The organism is Streptomyces sp. NPDC005202 (assembly GCF_040608235.1).
In the GTDB taxonomy this organism is placed as follows: Bacteria; Actinomycetota; Actinomycetes; order Streptomycetales; family Streptomycetaceae; genus Streptomyces.
Genome location: NZ_JBEXHW010000012.1, coordinates 86,178 through 101,048, shown reverse-complemented (window position 1 = coordinate 101,048; position 14,871 = coordinate 86,178). Strand labels below are relative to the sequence as shown.

The following is a 14,871-nucleotide window of genomic DNA, read 5'->3' as shown; positions in this document are numbered from 1 at the left end:
TCCTTGAAACCAGATGCTCAGGCGCCCCGTCCGTCCCGGGGGCCTCTCGCCTTCCGGAGGACGGGGTGTGAAGGGTGTGGGTTGCCTGTGAAGGGGGAGCGGCCGGTGTCCAACGACGCGATCACGCCAACCGGTTACTCCCCGTGGAGGGCCACCGGGTCAGGGTCAACGGCAGCGCCGGCCGCCGGGAAACCGGAGGCCGAGAGCCGCCGGCAGCTGCCGCAGACCCGGCTGACATCGCCCGGCGGCGCGGTGCACGCAGACCGGCGACCGAACGCGCCGGCCCGCCGGCCCTCGCTGTGGCCTGGCTGCCAACCGGAGCTTCGGGGCGGGGAGTCCGGTGCGCGTGCGGGACCTCGTCCCCGGCGTGTGGAACGGGTGAGAACGGCGCGCCGGCGGTCCGTTCTCGGCGTGGCAGCAGTCCCGTGCGGCACGCCCCGGGCTAGGCTGTGGGCGCTGCGGACGGGACGGGGCGGGTGCGGGTGAAGGGGATCTGGGCCAGGAGCCGGACGCTCGGGCAGTGGCTCGTCGCCCACGCCGGCTGGTGTCTGGCCGCCTCCCTGGCGCTGCATGCGCTGGCTGTCGGCCTGCATCCGCCCGAGCCGTTGGACCTGCGCGTCTACCGCGGAGCCTCTCCGCACGTGCTCTCCGGCGGCCTGTACGACTACGCGGTGCACACCGGTCCGCCCATTCCCCTGCTGCCGTTCACCTACCCGCCCTTCGCGGCGCTGGTGTTCCTTCCGCTGTCGCGTCTTCCCTGGGCGGCGGTGGTCGTGGTGTGGCAGGTCGCCTCCGTGGCGGCCCTGCTCGTCATCAGCGGCTGCGCTATCCGGCTCCTGCCCGTGGGCTGCGGCCGTGGCAGGGCACACGCCCTGCTCTGGGCCGCCGCCGGGTTGTGGCTGGAACCCGTGCGCCACACCCTCGACCAGGGCCAGGTCAACCTGCTGCTGGGCGCTGTCGTCCTCGGCGGCCTGGCGGTGCCCCGCACGGCGGCGAGCCGGGGTGCGGCCGTGGGGCTTGCGGCGGCGGTGAAACTGACCCCGGCCATCGGCGGACTGTATCTGCTGGCGACCCGGCAGTGGCGGGCAGCGGCCTGGGCCGGCGCCGCCGCCGGCGCAGCCACGGCGGTGGCCTGGTGCATCGCCCCGGGCGAGTCGGCACGCTACTGGTCGACCCTCGTGACGGACACGCAGCGCATCGGCCCGGTGTGGTCCGTGCGCAACCAGTCCCTGCGCGGAGCACTCAGCAGGCTGCTGGGCCCTGACGTCGGTGTCTCAGCGGCATGGTGGACGGTCGTCGCCCTGGTGACGCTGTCGGCCGTCTGCGCGCTGTGGAGTGCCGCGCGGCGACAGGACCTGCTCGGGGTCCTCGTCACCGCCGAGCTGTACGGGCTGCTGATGTGTCCCGTCTCGTGGAGCCATCACTGGATCTGGTGCCTGCCCGCCATGATCTGGCTGGCCCACGGTCCCCACCGGCAGGCACTGCTCAGCCGCGTCACGCTCGCGGCCTGGGCCCTCGTGACAGGCGCGCGCCTCGTTCCGCTCCTGATCCGCGCGGAGGACCACCTGGCGCGGACCAGCCCGTATCCGGCAGCGCTCGCCTGGCCCGGATCCGCCTACGCCGTATGCGCGGTGCTGACCTTCCTCGCCCTCGCCACCGGACCTGGGCAGCACCCGCGCACGGCCGAACCCGACGACGTGCGGTCACTCCACCGGGCGGACAGGTCCTGGTTGCCGTAAGGCCCACGCCCGGGCCGGGATTGACGGGCTGTCAGCTCCAGGCGCGGTACGGCTCGTCCAGCAGCTGGAAGACCGGCTCGCCCCGCACCGGATCCTTGGCGGTGGACAGCCGGACCCGGTCGCCGCTGTGGATGCCGATGAGCGGGCCCATGACCCGGCCCCGCACGATGAAGCCCTCCGCCATCTCGATCAGCGACACGTTGCGCGCGGCGGGGGTGTTGCGGTGCACCACCGTGGAGTGGCGGACCGTGCCGGTGCCCTCGCTGCGCTCCGTCCTGAGGTCGCTGCCCCGGCAGACGGGACACAGCAGCCGGTGGTACATGGCGGTGCCGCACCAGGTGCAGCGCTGGAAGTACAGGGCTTCCGGGCCGCGGGTCTCGGGCTCGAGGAGGCCCGTCGCGGAGCCGGCTGCCGGATGAGCGACGTTTCCTGAGGGGTGGTACACGCTGGTCAACTCCCTGCGCTCGGCCGGAATCCCGCGTGCGCGGGTCATCCGTGCACGCATGTGCGCGGTTCACCGTGCCACCGTGCACGCCGACAGCGTATGGCACTCAGTGCCATACGTAAAGGCACTCCGTACCCTCAATTTCCGTAACCGAGGGTCAGGCCCGGTCGAGGGCCGTCTCGATCTCCTGCACGACCCGCCACAGGGGAGCCCCGCGCCGCGACACGATCACGACCACGTCCTCCTCCGGCTGCCGGTCGTCGGGGGTCGCGGGGGAGTGGCCGAAGGCGGCCTGCACGTACCCCAGCGCATGGTCCACCGCGGCGCTCGCGTCGCCCTGTCCGTCCGAACGCAACCAGGAGCGCAGGGCGTTGTTGTGCGCGGCGACCACGGCGGCCGCGATCACGTCGGCCTGGAGGGTCCCGTCACGCCGCCCGGCGAAGCGGCGGCGCAGGTACTCGGCGAGGGCGCGCTCGTAGCGCCACACCACCGACAACTCGTACGCCCGCAGTCCGGGCACCCTCTTGGTGAGCCGGTAGCGCTGCACGGAGAACGTCGGGTTCTCGGCGTACATCCGCAGCACCAGCCGGGCCGCGTCGCAGACCCGCTGCACGGGCTCGTCCTCGTCGGTGCCGGCGGCGAGGAAGGCCGTCATGTCGGCCAGGCACCGCTCGTGGTCGGGGAAGACCACGTCCTCCTTCGACGGGAAGTAACGGAAGAACGACCGCCGCCCGACCCCGGCGAGCGCCACGATGTCGTCCACGGTGGTCTGCTCGTATCCCCGCTCCAGGAACAGCTGGAACGCCGCCGCCACCAGGGCGTCCCGCATGGGCGGCTTCCCGGTCGCCGTGTCCGTCTTCTCACCGCGACGGGATGCCGCGCTGCTCGAGCTCATGGACGGGAACGTAGCATCCGACCAGCGTCGATGGCACTCAGTGCAGCGATCGGAGGGAACTGAGTGCACGCGGGAGGCTCCCGGCCAGGCGAAGTAACCTTTCTTCGCCCGCGCCGGACACCACGCCCCAGGAGCCCCGCATGCCGCCCGCCCGTCCCCGCCTCCTGTACGTCACCGACCTGGCGTACCGCGCACGCGGGCGCCGCTACTGCGACGAGGACATCCACCTGACCGCCCGCCTGCGCGAGGACTTCACCCTGGCCCTGTGCCATCCGAAGGAGGCGGCCGCGCTGATGGACGCCTTCGACGCCGTCGTCGTCCGCAACAGCGGACCCGTCCTGGAGTACCGGGCCGAGTACGACGCCTTCCGGGCGCGGGCACTCGGCAGCGGGGTACGGGTGTACAACCCGCTCACCGGCAAGGCGGACATGGCCGGCAAGCAGTACCTCCTCGACCTCACCGCCGCCGGACACCCGGTCATTCCCACCGTCGACCGCCCGGAGGACCTGCACCGCCTGCCCGCAGCGGACCGGTACGTGGTCAAGCCGAAGCTCGGCGCCGACTCCATCGGGCTGCAGACCGTCTCCGCCGAGCGGCTGCCCGGCCTGATGGACGGCACCGTCCTCGTCCAGCCGCACATCGACTTCACCTACGAGGTCTCGTTCTACTTCGTCGACCGCGACCTCCAGTACGCCCTGTACGCCCCGGACCCGGAGCGGCGCTGGCACCTGGAGCCGTACGAACCCACCCGCGACGACCTGGAGTTCGCCCGGCGCTTCATCGACTGGAACGCCCTCGAGCACGGCATCCAGCGGGTCGACGCCTGCCGTGCCCCGGACGGCGAGCTGCTGCTGGTCGAACTGGAGGACCTCAACCCGTACCTGTCCCTGGACGCCGTCGACGACACGCGCAGGGACGCCTTCGTCGCCGCCCTGAAGGCCTCCCTGCGCCGCTTTCTCGCCGCGGCGAACTGAACGCCGGGCGTGAACCCGCGAGGCGGCAGACACGTATCACTCCTTGGGGATGGGCCCGTGCGCAGGGACGGAAGGAGTGCAGTGTGTCGACACCGCCCGGACACGGACAGCCGCACGGCGGGCCGCCCTTCGAGCCGGTCCGCGTCATCCGGCCCCGGCGCACCGACGCCCTCGCGGAGCTCATGAGGGAGTTCAGGGGGGAGAGCGGGGGCTACGAGTCCGTGGAGTTGCCGCGGCGGCCCGGCGGAGCCGAGGACGAGACCCAGGAGCTGCCGCCCGTGCCCGCCGCCGCGCCGGACTCCGCCCGTCGGCCGCGCCCACCGGCTTCCGGTTCCCTCGGGTCCGGCCCCGGACTGCGCCGGGCCGCCGTGGCGGTCGCCGTCGCCGCGGCCGCACTGGTCGGCTTCGGGTGCGCCCTCCTGCTGCCCGGCAGGGGCGAGGCCGGCACGGCACAGGCACCGCGCCCGTCCACGAGCGCCTCCGCCGCCGCGCCCAGTCCGACGCCCACCCCGACGCCCACCGCTTCCGGCTCGACCGACCCGGACGGCCCCGGCACCCTGCGTGAGGGCGACAGCGGCCCGGAGGTGACCGAACTGCAGGAACGCCTCCTGCGCATCCCGGACGTCTACCAAAACGGCTCCACCAGCGGCCGCTACGACACCGACCTCAAGGCGGCCGTGGCCCGCTTCCAGCTCTGGTACGGCATCAGCGGCGACGAGACCGGCGTCTACGGCGACGACACCCGCCGCTCCCTGGAATCCCGTACAACGGTCGACGACGGGTGAACGCGGGCGCCGGCATATTGTGCTGAGCTGGTGCGAGCAGGCGGACGCGGCGGACGGAGTGGTGCGGGCATGACGGGCGTGGACGCGTTCATCGACCGGCTGAACCCCGACATGTACGTGGTGACGGCCGCGGCGGGCGGGGAGCGGGCGGGCTGTCTGGTCGGGTTCGCCTCGCAGTGCTCCATCGAGCCCGTGCGGTTCGTGGTGTGGCTGTCCAAGGCCAACCGGACCTTCCGGGTGGCCCAGCACGCGGACTGCCTCGCCGTGCACCTGCTGACGCGGGAACAGCACGCGCTGGCCGCCCTGTTCGGGGGCACCACCGGCGACGACGGCGTGGACAAGTTCGCACAGGTCCGCCGGACCGAGCGGCGCGGCGGGGCCGTCGTCCTGGAGGATGCGCCGGCGTGGTTCGTCGGCCGGATCGTGCTGCGCACCGACGCGGGGGATCACGTGGGGTTCGTGCTCGATCCGGTGGAGTCGGGCGAACGGGACGGCCTCGGCGGGCCATTGCTGCGGCTGGAGGACGCCCTCGACATCTCGCCGGGTCACCCGGCGGACTGACCTCTGCGAGCGCCACTCGAACGCCGGGCAACGCGTGGGGAAAGTGCTGGTGGCGCGCGGGCCGCCGCGTCAGGATGGCGCGGGCCGCCGTAGGCCCGGCGCCCGTGCCCGCGGCCCCCACCCCGCCCCGAACCGAAGGCCTTGCCGATGAACGGCTCCCGCATCCCGGGCCTGGCGCTGCCCGGCGTCTTCCTCCTGGCCCTCGTCGTGGGCGTGTTGTGGTACCTGCGCCATCGGGACGACGACTGAACGAACCCGGTCGCTACGTCGGCTCCGTCGGCACCCGGATGTCCAGGACGCAGACGTCGTCCCGCCGTTCGCCCTCCAGCATCGCGGCCAGCAGCGGGCCGAGGGAGCCGGGCCCGTCGGTGCTGCGGGCCGCGACGGACTCGGCGAACCGTTCCAGGCCGCGTTCGATGCCCTCGCCCGGCCGCTCGACCAGGCCGTCGGTGTACAGCAGCAGCCGGTCTCCCGGCTCCAGACGGCACTCCGCCTCCGCGAACACCGGGGACGTGGCAGCCCCCAGCAGCATGCCGTGCGGGCGGTCGAGGTAGCAGGGCTCGCCCCGGCGCAGCAGCAGCGGCGGCGGATGGCCCGCCTGGGCCCACAGCAGGCGGCGCTCGCCGGGGTCGTAGCGGGCCAGCACCATGGTCGCGGTGGCCTGGGTGTCGTGGGTGTGCAGCAGCAGCGCGTTGAGCCGGTTGAGGGCACCGGTCAGCGACGAGCCCGTGATGATCATGCCTTTGGCGGTGAAGCGGAGCTGGGCCATCGTGGCGACGGCGTCGAGGCCGTGCCCGGCGACGTCGCCGATCACGAACAGCGCGTCGCCGTTGGGCAACTCGATCGCGCTGAACCAGTCGCCGCCGACGTGGATCCCGGACTGGGCGGGCAGATAGGCCACGTCGACCCGCAGACCGGCCAGGCGTACGGGCCGCCGCGGCAGCGGCAGCAGCGCATGCTGCAGTCGGCCGGCCAGCGTCCGCTCCGCCTGCAGGACCCCGTGCTGCGCCAGGATTGCCCGCTCGCTCTCGACCAGGGCCAGCTCCGCGCTGCGCTGCGCGGTGAGGTCCTGCACGAAGCCGTGCACCTCGACGGGCGTGCCCTGGGCGTCCGGCACGGCCTCGGCGACGCCCCGCAGGTGCCGTACGCCTCCCACCGTCCGGATCCGGAAGTGGACGTCGAACTGCTTGCCCTCGGCGAGGAGTTCCCGCACGGCGCGGGCGAGGGCGGCTCCGTCCTCGGGCAGGGCGAGGTCCGGCAGCTCCTCCAGGCGGACCGGGCCGCGCGCGGGATCGCGGTCGAGGAGGGCAAAGACCTGGGAGGACCAGGCCGCCTCGTGCGTGACCAGGTTCCAGGTGGCCCAGCCGAGGTTGCCCAGCCGCTGCAGGTCCGCCAGGCGCTGCTCCTGCCGGTCGGAGGAGTCGTGACGGATCCAGGTGACCACCAGGCCGTCGCCCAGGCGCGCCGCTCGCACCGAGAACGTGGACAGCTCCTGGCCTCCGGCCACCGCCTCCTGTTGTGCGAACGGCTGGCTCTCGTACGGCTCTCCCGTGGTCAGTGTCGTCAGCCAGCCCTGCCACAACGGCTCGTCGGCGACGGTCGGCCAGCACTCGAGCATCCGCAGGCCGAGCAGTTCGCGGCCGGTGCGGCCGACGACGTCGACCGCCTGCGGGGTCGCGGCGTCGATGCGGTAGTCCTCGACGTCTCCCGACGCACCGCGCAGCGGGGTGAGCAGCAGGGTCGTGCCCGGCAGCGCGTCGAACAGCCCCTGCACGGCGTCCGCGTCATTGTCTGCCGGGCGCTCCGGCCGGGCGTGGAAGGTGCGCAACCGGCCAGCGCAGAGCCGGGCGGCGGACTCCAGCAGTTCGCGGGTCCGCGGGGTGAACGGCCCGCTGCGGCCGCGCATGACCCCGATGGCCACGTCCGTCGTGTCGCCCGTCGCCACCGGGAGCCAGGCCCGGGACAGCCACCGCTCGGGTGGATCGCCGATCAGCAGGTACCGCTGGGTGTCCTCCTCGGCGTTCTCCAGCCAGAAGGCCTGCCGTGCGCCGAGAGCGTCCAGCGCGGCGACCCCGCTCAGCGGCGGTATGTGCCGCCATTGGTGGGCGAGGGCCTCGCCGACGCCGGCGTGCCCGATGAGTTCGAGCCCGCCGCCGGGCAGGAGTGCGTAGATCATCACCGCGTCCGCGTCGACGACCGGTCCCAGGTGCTCCAGCAGGAGCCGGGCGAGGTCCTGGGGTGTGTCGGCCCGGGCCAGGGCCCGTCCGAGACGGGCGAGTACGGCCGAGTCGTCGCCCACGGCGACGGGGACCGGGCGCGCCGGGGCGGATGCGGCGGGCTCAGTGGCAACGGTGGGGGGAGGAGCCGCCCTGGGTGCCTCGACGGTGTGGTCCAGTGGGGGCACCAGGGTGCCGAGCGTGATCCAGCACTCCTCCATCAGCGTGCGGTTCGCGGCCTTGGCGCGCTGCAGCATCTCCTCGTACGCGGCGTCCGGGGAGCAGCCGGTCAGCGCCATCAGCGCGCCCTTGGCCCGCTCGACGACGGCCGAGGTCGCCGCCAGGTCCTGCAGCCGGTCCATCTCGGCGCGCTGCCTGGCCACGACCTTGGCCAGCGTCGCCATGTCGGGTGCGGCGCCGGACTCCGGGGGGAAGGCGGGCTCGCTGGTCACGGGACGAGCATCGCACATGGTGGCCGGTCCGATCACAGGCTTGTCCGCCCAGATTCCCGCACGGATTCGCGCACGGATGATCGTCTGCGGCGACCCGCGGGCGGCGGGCCGCCCCGGGCGGCGTGGAGACGGCGGTCAGCGGCCCGGGGAAGGGTAGAGCCACAGCCGCAGCAGCCGGCTGAGCCACGGCATGACCAAGTAGGTCAGGACGGGCAGCAGCACCACGGGGAACACGGCGGCGCGCAGGGGCAAAGGCCAGGAGGTCGTGCGGGGCGTCACCGGCCACTGGATCAGCAGCGTGAAGGGATACGCGCCCAGGAAGGTGGTGAGCACCATCTTCCACCGGGGCGGGGGCTGCACGGTGGTGCCGGGCAGGCTGAACCAGGTCTCCATCCCGGTCGTCGACTGCCGTGCGCTGCTTACCTCCGTGGCGATGCCCTCGATCCTGCTGTGCCACTCGGCCCGCTCCTTGGAGGTGAGCCAGGCGGTGAGGCGGTGCGGGTCGGAGAAGCGCAGCATCGAGTGGTAACGGTGGCCGTGCTCGGGGCGCAGCCAGGTGACGCCCTCGTTGCCGGGGAACCGCCGGGCGGCCTTGGTGACCCGGCGCGTCCACTCCTCGAACTCCTCCTCGTGGCCCGGGCGCACCTGCCAGGTGAGGATCGTGGTGACCGGCTCGCCCTGCCGGAGATGGGTGGCGCTCATGTTCACCACGGGTGCCACGCGCGGCCCCGGTCATGCCTCTCCGTAAGTGATTGGTCGGCCCAGGAGAGCCGGGTGTGGCTGATGTCCGGCGCGCCAGGCGGACGGTCACGTCTCAGCGGCCGGCGCTGGACTCCCTCAGGGCGTCCCTCAGCGGCCGGCGCTGCACCACCCCAACAGGGAGTCCCTCAGCGGCCGGCGCTGCGCCCCACCAGGGCGTCGGTCACGGCCCGGACGCTGCGGGCGATGTGCTGCAGTTGCAGCACCTCCGCGGCGTACAGCTTGATCGTGTGCTCGATGACCGACTCGGGCAGGCCGAGCCGGGGCAGGTCGGCGCGCGCGGTCTGCAGGGCGGTGCGGGCCACCCGGATCTCGTGCTGGACCTGGATCTGTGCGTGACGGGCGAGCAGCACGGGATGGCGCATCAGCGCGGGGTAGCTGGCGTAGCGGGCGGGCACCAGCTCGCGCAGCCACTTGGCCGCCGAGCGCTCCCAGTCATAGCTGCCGGGGGTCTTGACCTGGCAGGGCCAGTCGGGGCTGATGCGCGTGGTCGTCAGAGGCATGATCATCGCTTCCGGGTGTGCGGCGTCGTGGAGGGTGGTCCGACGAGGGTGGGGCGGCCCCGGCCTAGGGGATGACCGGGGCCGCCACGGGCGCTCGCGCAGGCGATGCCCGACCGAACACCTCGCGCGCCGACACGGGTAGGAGACGGCGGCTCGGGGTGTCCGTGCAGGAGCCCTGGAAGCAGGCGGCGCCCGTGCGGGGGGTGGTGCGGGGTGCGCATGGGTGGACCGTCGGCTTTCTCGGGGCGGATGCGGGTGGTGAGAACAGAGGTGCGGACGTGCCCGGAGTGGGCCGGGCCGCGATCCGTGAGCAGTATTTATATATGCCGTCCGCTTTGCAAGACGTATGAAAACATTCATGCCTGCTTTGAATGGCATGATCCCTTTGTGTGCCGGTGTGGGCCGCAGCAGAGCGGTGCGGTGCAGGGAAGCGGTGTGCGGGCGCAGGGAAGCGGTGCGGCCTGGAGCCGCGGTCAGTCCTTGAGGAAGAACTGGTGCTGGTCGGCGATCTGCTCGTACTCCTCGAGGCGGGCCTGGGTCCGCTCCGGGTCGGCGTCGGTCATGGCCTGCAGCAGAGCGGCGCACATCACGCCGGGCGCGGCGTAGGAGTCGAAGACCAGGCGTGAGCCGGTCCCGGTGGCGAAGGTGACGTCGGCCTCGTCGGCCACCGGCCCGAGGGCCAGGTCGGTGATCAGGGCCACCTTGAGCCCGGCGCTGCGGGCGACCCGGACGGCGTTGAGGGTCTCGTGGGCGTGCCGGGGCATGGAGAACGCCAGCACCCAGGTGCCGCCGGCCTCACGGGACTGCAGCAGCGCGTCGTAGGCGACGCTGCCGCCGCGGGTCACCAGCCGTACGTCCGGGTGGATGCGGCGCGCCGCATAGGCGAAGTACTCGGCGAGCGACACCGAGATGCGCAGCCCGAGGACGGTCAGCGGGGTCGACTGGGACAGCTTGCGGCCGATGTCGATCACGCGGTCGGGATTGGCGAAGTCGCGCCGCAGGTTCTCCAGGTTCTCGATCTCGGCGTCGACCGCGGCCTGGAGCTCGTTGCTGCGGTCCTCCTCGTCCGCGCCGGGCCCGCCCGCGAGGGTCCGCAGCGCGATCGACTGGAGCTTCTCGCGCAGCGCGGGGTAGCCACTGAAGCCGACCGCCGCGGCGAAGCGCGTCACCGAGGGCTGGCTGACGCCGACCCGCTCCGCGAGGTCCGTGATCGACAGGAACGCTGCCTCGGCGATGTTCTCGATCAGGTACTGGGCGATGCGGCGCTGCCCCGGGGAGAGGTGGGGCCCGTCGAAGAGCGCTCGGAGCTGGGACGCAGGGGCGGCCTCCGCCTCGGGGACCGTCTTCCCCGATGTGATCGCGGATGCCTGTGCGCGAGTCTGCTGCGGCGATGGCACCGAGGCGCCTCCTTTGTCTCCCACAGAGGTTCAACATAACTCACTCACCCTCGTGACCAGGGCTTGTACGAGCGCATCGGGCCTGGGGACCGCCGGCCCACGACCGCGGGGCGGACGGATGGATACGCGCCCGGTGTGCGGGAACCCGCCGACACGGAAGACCTCCGACGACAGCCCCCGATTACAGAACTCCGATTCCAGACCGTCGACTTCAGACCGTCGACTACAGAACTCCGATTCCATACCGCCGACTACAGACCGCCGACTACAGACCGCCGACTACAGAACTCCGATTCCAGACCGTCGACTCCAGACCGCCGACTACAGAACTCCGACGACAGAAGAGGTGCACGTCCGTCATGACCGTCCCCGAGGAGAACAGGCCGAAGACCGACGCCACCGACGAGGTGTTGGAACAGCGGGAGCAGGGCGCCACCGGCCGCACGATGCGCGAGGCCCTGGAGGAGGCACAGGTCCGCCCCGACGACTTCAAGGAGGAATGACCACGACGACCAGCACCGGCAGCCCCCCACGGTCCCGGCAGACGAAAACCCCAACTTTCGGCAGGTGAAACCGGAATGAGCGCAATCAGCGCGCTGGAACAGGCCCTGGAGAACCGCTGGGAGGCGCTGTGGGCGCGGATCGCCGGCAAGGAACCGGTCGAGCTCCTCGACGCGCTGCACCGCGAGTGCGACGCCAACGCCGTCGTGTGCAGCGAGCATCGGGTCATCGTGCCCAACGCCTACGACATCGAGCTCGCCGACTCCGTGCACGACGAACTGACGCGCCACGGCAGCCGCGTGGGCCAGGTGCTCACCGACAGCCTGGCCAGGCACGCCGAGCGTCACGGCTACGAGTGGGCGGGCCCGCTGACGGTGCACATCGCCCGCTCGGGCCGCGTGCCCAACGGCCGCTACCGCGTGGCCAGCCGCGTCATGCCGCATGTGAGCGCCGAGGGGTTCCGGCACCCGGCGTAGGCGCAAACGGCGTTCACCGCCGGTAGATCATGATCGAATGGCCGACCTCGTCGACCGGGCGGCTGCTGTCGATCAGCGCGGCCAGCCGTCCCCTCGCCTTGGCGACCGCCGAGTCGGACACCACGAGCAGCCCGTGGACCTGACGCGGGGGCACCTTGCGCGGGTCGGCCGCGTGGATGCCGTAGAAGGACGGCACACCACTGCCCTTGTAGACGAGCCAGATCCGCTCGTGCGGGTACCGGGTGCGCAGTCGGTCGGCGAGCCGGCCCAGGTCCTGGCCCCAGTCCACGTTGGAGTCGTGCAGCCGCAGGTGGGTGCCGGCCGGCCCGCCGAACGCCTCGTTGGAGTACGGCAGGTAGTAGGGATACGTCCGCAGGGAACTGACCGCGACGAACGCCACCAGCGCTCCCGCCGCGATCGGCGCCCACCTGCGGCGCACGGCGAGCACGGCGGCCGTGGCCACCGCCAGGAACATTGGCATGAACAGGGCGTACCGGGTGCCGAAGTCACGCGAGGAGTGCATCGCCGCCGCCAGCAGCACCGCCGGGGGCACGAGCACGTACGGCGCCGCCGGCCGCAGCCGCCGGACCGCCACCAGTGCCGCGGTCCCGGCCGCCCACAGCACCAGCATGCCGAGCGGGGTCTTCACCAGCAGCGCGGCCGGCAGGTAGTACCACCGCGCACCGGTGTACACGTGCCCGAACAGGTAGCCCTGCCACGGGTAGTCCTCCAGCCCGAACTGGATCCGCATCCCGTTCCGGTACGCCTCGGGGAACGGCAGGAGGTCGACCAGGACCGCGCGCAGCCCGTGTACCGAGGGCACCGGCTCCCGGGACGTCCTGCGCAGCCGCGGGTCGACCACCAGATAGGCGGCCCACACGACGGCGACCGAGACCGCCGCCATGACGGACACCCACCCGGCGACCAAGGCCGGCGTCCTGGCCCGGGTGGTGCGGCCGGAGGGGCGGCGGGCCGACCACCCGGAGAGCGCGGCGAGCAGCAACAGCACCGGCACCGCCGGCAGCGCGCTCATCTTGGTCGCCAGGGCCGCCCCGAGCGCGGCTCCGGCGAGCGGCAGGTACAGCCGTGGCCGTCGGCGTCCCCGCCACAGCAGCCACGCCGACGTCAGGACGAATCCGGCTGCCTGCACATCCAGCGTGGCCAGCGAGCCGTGTGCGACGAGGTCGGGTGAGAAGGCGTACAGGGCCAGGGCCACAAGGCCGCCCACGGCACCGATCAGCTCCCGGGCGAACGCGAACACCACCAGCCCGAACAGCAGCGTCAACGCGATCACCGGAAGCCGGGCCCACAGCATCAGCCGCCACGGGTCGTTGCCGGACTCGTACAGCAGGTGCCGCCCGACCTGCCCCTGGTCACCGGTGTACGACGCGTCGACGTGGGGATTGGCGACAGCGACCCCGGCGGCGATCACCAGCTTGCCCAGCGGCGGGTGCTCGGGGTTGTACGCCAGGCTGTGCTCGCGCAGGTAGACGGCCGCCGTGCCCACGTACACGGGCTCGTCGATGGTCGGGGTCTGCTCGGCCGCGGCCGTGACCATCGCGACGGCCATCTGCGCGAGCAGCAGGACCACGGCGAGCGGCACCAGCCACCGCCGGCGCCGCCGCAGCCCGCTGTACAGGCGCGCCGGCGTGCCCCCCGCCCTCGGCGGCTCGGGGGGTGCGTCCCCGCCGACGGGCTCGGGAGCCAGGACCGATTGCTGTTCGCGCGCCATCATCCGCCCCGCGGCACCACCGGCGGGGCGGGGGCGGGAGCGATCCGGAGCCGCGTCATGGCCCCACTGTCGCACCGGCTCCCGCCGCGTGGGCGTCACCGCTTCACCATTCGTACCGACAGACCTTCTGCCGTATACACCGGTACGGCCCGCAGCCGTTCGGAGTTCACCTCGACACGGCCGAACCGACCGCGCAGCACCACAGCGCCGATCACCGGCACCGTACTGCCCGCGGCCGGCGGCCGCTCGGCGTCGAGCGCGTCGGCCGGGGACGTGCCGCGCTGCCGCAACAGCTGCGGGGGGAAGTGGGCTTGGGCGAGCCGAGCGTGTACCGGCACACGTACGTGCCCCACCGAGCTCACGCCGGGTCGGGTTACGGGCGAACCTCCTACCGGCGAACCGCCGGCTCCCGCCCCGGCGCCGCGGGCGGTGGCGGCCCGTACGGCGCCGGCAGGGCGGTCTGCGGCACGATCAGGTCCGCGCGGTCCCGGCTGGTCGCCACCAGGTCCGCGTTGCGCTGGTCGGTGCCCAGAACCCAGGCCACCGCCTCCTCGTGGTCCTTGCCGAACTCCTCGTGGCGGGCGACGAGGCGGCGGATCCGTTCCTGCTCGTCCAGCTCGCAGAACCACACCTCGTCCAGCTGGGGCCGTACGCGTGCCCAGGGACCCGTGTCCAGGAGCAGGTAGTTGCCCTCGGTCACGACCAGCCGTGCCGACGGCGGCACCGGGATCATGCCCGCGACCGACTGCTCCAGGACGCGCTCGAAACCCGGCGCGTACACCGTCTCGCCATTCGACTCCTCCCGCAGCCGCCGCAGCAACGCGGCGTATCCCGCCGCGTCGAAGGTGTCCGGCGCGCCCTTGCGGTCGCGGCGGCCGAGCCGGTCCAGTTCGGCGTCGGCGAGGTGGAAGCCGTCCATCGGGACGTGCGCTACCCAGGGCTCCCCGGTGCCGTTCAGTGCCCGCACCAGGTGCTCGGCGAGCGTCGACTTGCCCGCGCCCGGGCTGCCGACGATGCCGAGGATCGCACGGTGCCCGCCCCGCGTGAGGGCGCGGGCGCGGGTGAGGAGGTCGTCGAAGGTCAGCGGCACATGGCACAGTGTGTCACCCGGACGACGGCGATGAGTTCCGGTCGGGCGATGGGCCGGGGCGGGCGACGACTTCCGGTCGGGGTCGGCGATGGGTTCCGGTAGGGCGATGACTTCCGGTCGGGCGATGAGTTCCGGCCGGTCGCGGAGTCTCCTGGACAGAGGCCTTCACCGAGCCCACGCCCACGCCCTGCTGCGCTGCGGCACCCCCGAGGAGCTCGCCGAGCACCCCACCGTGCGCCTCAGGCTCACCCTTGGCCTGCGCAGGGAGGACGGCCGCTGGCTGGTCGCCCACGAGGACCACGCGTTCCCGCACGCGTTCCCGCCCGACTGAATCGTGCGCCGGGAC

Annotated in this window: 15 protein-coding genes and 1 pseudogene; 7 read left to right on the top strand and 9 right to left on the bottom strand. The window is 72.8% G+C overall.

Annotated features, from left to right (window positions below; translation table 11 throughout):
* Positions 1–482 precede the first annotated feature (482 nt).
* The gene (locus ABZV31_RS19625; RefSeq protein ID WP_355895254.1) at positions 483–1,739 is read left to right on the top strand and encodes a glycosyltransferase 87 family protein; all 1,257 of its coding nucleotides are present in this window, start codon (positions 483–485) and stop codon (positions 1,737–1,739) included.
* A 31-nt stretch (positions 1,740–1,770) separates the two neighbouring features.
* Here ABZV31_RS19625 and ABZV31_RS19620 read toward each other — a convergent pair whose 3' ends face one another.
* Positions 1,771–2,184, bottom strand: coding sequence for a zinc ribbon domain-containing protein (locus tag ABZV31_RS19620; protein WP_355895420.1), 414 nt, complete (start codon positions 2,182–2,184; stop codon positions 1,771–1,773).
* A gap of 157 nt (positions 2,185–2,341) precedes the next feature.
* Complete coding sequence (locus ABZV31_RS19615; protein ID WP_355895252.1) at positions 2,342–3,079, bottom strand: TetR family transcriptional regulator; 738 nt, start codon at positions 3,077–3,079, stop codon at positions 2,342–2,344.
* 140 nt (positions 3,080–3,219) lie between these two features.
* Between ABZV31_RS19615 and ABZV31_RS19610 the strand changes: the two genes are divergently transcribed.
* The 3 genes from ABZV31_RS19610 to ABZV31_RS19600 all read left to right on the top strand — a co-directional run bounded on the left by ABZV31_RS19610 (position 3,220) and on the right by ABZV31_RS19600 (position 5,399).
* Positions 3,220–4,053, top strand: coding sequence for a hypothetical protein (locus tag ABZV31_RS19610; RefSeq protein WP_355895250.1), 834 nt, complete (start codon positions 3,220–3,222; stop codon positions 4,051–4,053).
* 83 nt (positions 4,054–4,136) lie between these two features.
* Positions 4,137–4,838, top strand: a complete 702-nt coding sequence (locus tag ABZV31_RS19605) for a peptidoglycan-binding domain-containing protein (protein ID WP_355895247.1) — start codon at positions 4,137–4,139, stop codon at positions 4,836–4,838.
* 69 nt (positions 4,839–4,907) lie between these two features.
* Positions 4,908–5,399 carry a flavin reductase family protein gene (locus ABZV31_RS19600; RefSeq protein WP_355895244.1) on the top strand — a complete coding sequence of 164 codons (492 nt, stop codon included), beginning with the start codon at positions 4,908–4,910 and terminating at the stop codon, positions 5,397–5,399.
* Between the two features lie 262 nt (positions 5,400–5,661).
* Here the strand turns inward: ABZV31_RS19600 and ABZV31_RS19595 are convergent, their stop codons facing one another.
* From ABZV31_RS19595 to ABZV31_RS19580, 4 genes are all read right to left on the bottom strand, one after another.
* The gene (locus ABZV31_RS19595; protein WP_355895417.1) at positions 5,662–8,019 is read right to left on the bottom strand and encodes a SpoIIE family protein phosphatase; all 2,358 of its coding nucleotides are present in this window, start codon (positions 8,017–8,019) and stop codon (positions 5,662–5,664) included.
* 183 nt (positions 8,020–8,202) lie between these two features.
* Positions 8,203–8,769: an antibiotic biosynthesis monooxygenase gene (locus ABZV31_RS19590; RefSeq protein WP_355895241.1), complete on the bottom strand. Its 567-nt coding sequence runs from the start codon at positions 8,767–8,769 to the stop codon at positions 8,203–8,205.
* Positions 8,770–8,954: 185 nt separating this feature from the next.
* Complete coding sequence (locus ABZV31_RS19585) at positions 8,955–9,335, bottom strand: hypothetical protein (protein WP_355895239.1); 381 nt, start codon at positions 9,333–9,335, stop codon at positions 8,955–8,957.
* A 467-nt stretch (positions 9,336–9,802) separates the two neighbouring features.
* Entirely contained in the window at positions 9,803–10,726 is a 924-nt protein-coding gene (locus ABZV31_RS19580) for a MurR/RpiR family transcriptional regulator (RefSeq protein ID WP_355895236.1), read from the bottom strand.
* A gap of 359 nt (positions 10,727–11,085) precedes the next feature.
* Between ABZV31_RS19580 and ABZV31_RS19575 the strand changes: the two genes are divergently transcribed.
* Positions 11,086–11,229, top strand: coding sequence for a hypothetical protein (locus ABZV31_RS19575; RefSeq protein WP_355895233.1), 144 nt, complete (start codon positions 11,086–11,088; stop codon positions 11,227–11,229).
* Positions 11,230–11,304: 75 nt separating this feature from the next.
* Positions 11,305–11,703 carry a DUF3662 domain-containing protein gene (locus ABZV31_RS19570; protein ID WP_355895231.1) on the top strand — a complete coding sequence of 133 codons (399 nt, stop codon included), beginning with the start codon at positions 11,305–11,307 and terminating at the stop codon, positions 11,701–11,703.
* 13 nt (positions 11,704–11,716) lie between these two features.
* Here the strand turns inward: ABZV31_RS19570 and ABZV31_RS19565 are convergent, their stop codons facing one another.
* The 3 genes from ABZV31_RS19565 to ABZV31_RS19555 all read right to left on the bottom strand — a co-directional run bounded on the left by ABZV31_RS19565 (position 11,717) and on the right by ABZV31_RS19555 (position 14,525).
* Positions 11,717–13,438: a phospholipid carrier-dependent glycosyltransferase gene (locus ABZV31_RS19565; protein ID WP_355895228.1), complete on the bottom strand. Its 1,722-nt coding sequence runs from the start codon at positions 13,436–13,438 to the stop codon at positions 11,717–11,719.
* Positions 13,439–13,530: 92 nt separating this feature from the next.
* Positions 13,531–13,773: a hypothetical protein gene (locus tag ABZV31_RS19560; RefSeq protein WP_355895226.1), complete on the bottom strand. Its 243-nt coding sequence runs from the start codon at positions 13,771–13,773 to the stop codon at positions 13,531–13,533.
* A 50-nt stretch (positions 13,774–13,823) separates the two neighbouring features.
* Positions 13,824–14,525, bottom strand: coding sequence for a nucleoside/nucleotide kinase family protein (locus ABZV31_RS19555; RefSeq protein ID WP_355895224.1), 702 nt, complete (start codon positions 14,523–14,525; stop codon positions 13,824–13,826).
* Positions 14,526–14,697: 172 nt separating this feature from the next.
* Between ABZV31_RS19555 and ABZV31_RS19550 the strand changes: the two are divergent.
* Positions 14,698–14,856 (top strand): annotated as a pseudogene (locus ABZV31_RS19550) (DUF4440 domain-containing protein); the annotation flags it as partial.
* Positions 14,857–14,871 lie beyond the last annotated feature (15 nt).